Raw genomic sequence first — 3,893 nt, forward strand, 5'->3', positions numbered from 1 at the left:
CGGCCGGTGGAGGGGATGGAAGCGTTTGGCACACTGTTGGGTCCTGAGATAACAGGGCCCCGTTTGGCGTGGCCGGCTCCGTTGTGGGCCGGGTGCGCCCGGTGGGGTGTGTTGTTTCTGGTTTCCCGCGCATGCCGTGGTCCGTGCCCCCTTGGGGGTGCGGGGGCGGGTGTGATGGGGTTGTTGGTTGAGAACTGCATAGTGGACGCGAGCATCTTAAAAAGAAGCAATTTCAGTAAGACCTGGTTCCGGATCTTGGATCCGGTGCCGTGGTTTTCTCGATATGTTTTTGATCGTTTAGTGGTCAAGTTTTTAAGGGCACACGGTGGATGCCTTGGCATCAGGAGCCGAAGAAGGACGTGGGAATCTGCGATAAGCCTGGGGGAGTTGATAACCGAACGGTGATCCCAGGATGTCCGAATGGGGAAACCCCGCCGGGGGCGCTTTCGGGCGTGATCCGGTGACCCGCACCTGAACACATAGGGTGCGTGGAGGGAACGTGGGGAAGTGAAACATCTCAGTACCCACAGGAAGAGAAAACAACAGTGATTCCGTTAGTAGTGGCGAGCGAACGCGGAAGAGGCTAAACCAGTGGTGTGTGATAGCCGGCGGGCGTTGCATCACTGGGGTTGCGGGACTTTCCGTATCAGTTCTGCCGGACTGGTGAAATGTGTGCAGGCGTATAGGTGAACGGGTTTGAAAGCCCGGCCGGAGAGGGTGCAAGTCCCGTAACCGTAATGCGTGCTGCCGTTTGGAGAGTATCCCAAGTAGTACGGGGCCCGAGAAATCCCGTGCGAATCCGCCAGGACCACCTGGTAAGCCTAAATACTCCCTGATGACCGATAGCGGACCAGTACCGTGAGGGAAAGGTGAAAAGTACCCCGGGAGGGGAGTGAAACAGTACCTGAAACCGTGTGCCTACAAACCGTCGGAGCAGTGCGTGATTTATCACGGTGCTGTGACGGCGTGCCTTTTGAAGAATGAGCCTGCGAGTTAGTGTTACGTCGCGAGGTTAACCCGTGTGGGGAAGCCGTAGCGAAAGCGAGTCTGAACAGGGCGACCGTAGTGGCGTGATCTAGACCCGAAGCGAAGTGATCTACCCATGGCCAGGTTGAAGCGACGGTAAGACGTCGTGGAGGACCGAACCCACTTCAGTTGAAAATGGAGGGGATGAGCTGTGGGTAGGGGTGAAAGGCCAATCAAACTTCGTGATAGCTGGTTCTCCCCGAAATGCATTTAGGTGCAGCGTTGCGTGTTTCTTACCGGAGGTAGAGCTACTGGATGGCTAATGGGCCCTACAAGGTTACTGACGTCAGCCAAACTCCGAATGCCGGTAAGTCAGAGCGCAGCAGTGAGACTGTGGGGGATAAGCTTCATAGTCGAGAGGGAAACAGCCCAGACCACCAACTAAGGCCCCCAAGCGTGTGCTAAGTGGGAAAGGATGTGGAGTTGCCCAGACAACCAGGAGGTTGGCTTAGAAGCAGCCACCCTTGAAAGAGTGCGTAATAGCTCACTGGTCAAGTGATTCCGCGCCGACAATGTAGCGGGGCTCAAGTACACCGCCGAAGTTGTGGCATTCACATATCAGCCAAGCCGCCCCCCGGGGTTGGTTCAGGCGTGTGGATGGGTAGGGGAGCGTCGTGTGGGCATTGAAGCCGCGGTGGAAACCAGCGGTGGAGCCCACACGAGTGAGAATGCAGGCATGAGTAGCGAAAGACGGGTGAGAAACCCGTCCGCCGGATGATCAAGGGTTCCAGGGTCAAGCTAATCTGCCCTGGGTAAGTCGGGACCTAAGGCGAGGCCGACAGGCGTAGTCGATGGACAACGGGTTGATATTCCCGTACCGGCGAAAAACCGCCCATACCGAACAGGGGACACTAACCGCCCGAAACCTGCCCGACCGCCCTTGTGGTGGAAGGGTTTTGGTGGAGCGCGGGACCTGAGCCTGGGAGGTAAGCGTATTAACAGGTGTGACGCAGGAAGGTAGCCAAGCCGGGCGATGGTTGTCCCGGTCTAAGGATGTAGGGCAGAACGTAGGCAAATCCGCGTTCTTGTGTTCGATCACGCGCCTGAGACCCGATGGGACCCCCGCATGGGGGGATTTGGTGATCCTATGCTGCCTAGAAAAGCATCGGCGCGAGGTTTTAGCCGCCCGTACCCCAAACCGACACAGGTGATCAGGTAGAGAATACTAAGGCGATCGAGAGAATTATGGTTAAGGAACTCGGCAAAATGCCCCCGTAACTTCGGGAGAAGGGGGGCCCCAACCGTGATGGCGACTTGCTTGCCGGAGCGGATCGGGGCCGCAGAGACCAGGGGGAAGCGACTGTTTACTAAAAACACAGGTCCGTGCGAAGTCGCAAGACGATGTATACGGACTGACTCCTGCCCGGTGCTGGAAGGTTAAGAGGACCGGTTAGTTCCGCGCTTGCGCGGTGCGAAGCTGGGAATTTAAGCCCCAGTAAACGGCGGTGGTAACTATAACCATCCTAAGGTAGCGAAATTCCTTGTCGGGTAAGTTCCGACCTGCACGAATGGAGTAACGACTTCCCCGCTGTCTCAACCATAAACTCGGCGAAATTGCAGTACGAGTAAAGATGCTCGTTACGCGCAGCAGGACGGAAAGACCCCGAGACCTTCACTATAGTTTGGTATTGGTGTTCGGTGTGGCTTGTGTAGGATAGGTGGGAGACTGTGAGGCCCGGACGCCAGTTCGGGCGGAGTCATCGTTGAAATACCACTCTGGTCACTCTGGATATCTAACTTCGGCCCGTAATCCGGGTCAGGGACAGTGCCTGATGGGTAGTTTAACTGGGGCGGTTGCCTCCTAAAAAGTAACGGAGGCGCCCAAAGGTTCCCTCAGCCTGGTTGGCAATCAGGTGGCGAGTGTAAGTGCACAAGGGAGCTTGACTGTGAGAGAGACATCTCAAGCAGGGACGAAAGTCGGGACTAGTGATCCGGCGGCACATTGTGGAATGGCCGTCGCTCAACGGATAAAAGGTACCTCGGGGATAACAGGCTGATCTTGCCCAAGAGTCCATATCGACGGCATGGTTTGGCACCTCGATGTCGGCTCGTCGCATCCTGGGGCTGGAGTAGGTCCCAAGGGTTGGGCTGTTCGCCCATTAAAGCGGTACGCGAGCTGGGTTTAGAACGTCGTGAGACAGTTCGGTCCCTATCCGCTGCGCGCGCAGGAAATTTGAGAAGGGCTGTCCTTAGTACGAGAGGACCGGGACGGACGAACCTCTGGTGTGTCAGTTGTACTGCCAAGTGCACCGCTGATTAGCTACGTTCGGATGGGATAACCGCTGAAAGCATCTAAGCGGGAAGCCCGCTTCAAGATGAGATTTCCATACACCTAACCGTGTGAGAGGCCCCCAGCCAGACCACTGGGTTGATAGGCCGGATGTGGAAGCAGGGACCAACGACCTGCGAAGCTGACCGGTACTAATAAGCCGATAACTTACACCACACCACCACCGCAGGAACGGACACTTCAAAACCGTTCCACCCAAGCGGTGCGTGCAAACGAAACATGCTCTGCGTCCACTATGCGGTTCCCAACCAACAACAGGAACCACCAGCACCCACCCCCACCCGGGGCGGGAACACCACAACAAAATACACGTCCAGCACAATGAAGACGTAACCAGGCTTACCCACCCCAGGACACCCCCGCCACGCGGGCCGGCACACCGGGGCCAGGGTAGAACGAGTTACGGCGGTCATAGCGTGGGGGAAACGCCCGGTCCCATTCCGAACCCGGAAGCTAAGACCCACAGCGCCGATGGTACTGCACCCGAGAGAGTGTGGGAGAGTAGGACACCGCCGGACCACCCGTACCAGTCGCAGGCCCCACCACCGGTGGGGCCTGCACTGCGTTAACCACCCCA

General features: G+C 57.3%; 2 rRNA genes. Both read left to right on the top strand.

Annotated elements, in window-relative coordinates:
• Positions 1–302: 302 nt before the first annotated feature.
• Positions 303–3,472, top strand: a 23S ribosomal RNA gene (locus tag ACX80W_RS16335).
• A 245-nt stretch (positions 3,473–3,717) separates the two neighbouring features.
• A 5S ribosomal RNA gene (rrf, locus tag ACX80W_RS16340) occupies positions 3,718–3,834 on the top strand.
• Positions 3,835–3,893 lie beyond the last annotated feature (59 nt).

Source organism: Arthrobacter melezitosi (assembly GCF_054511055.1).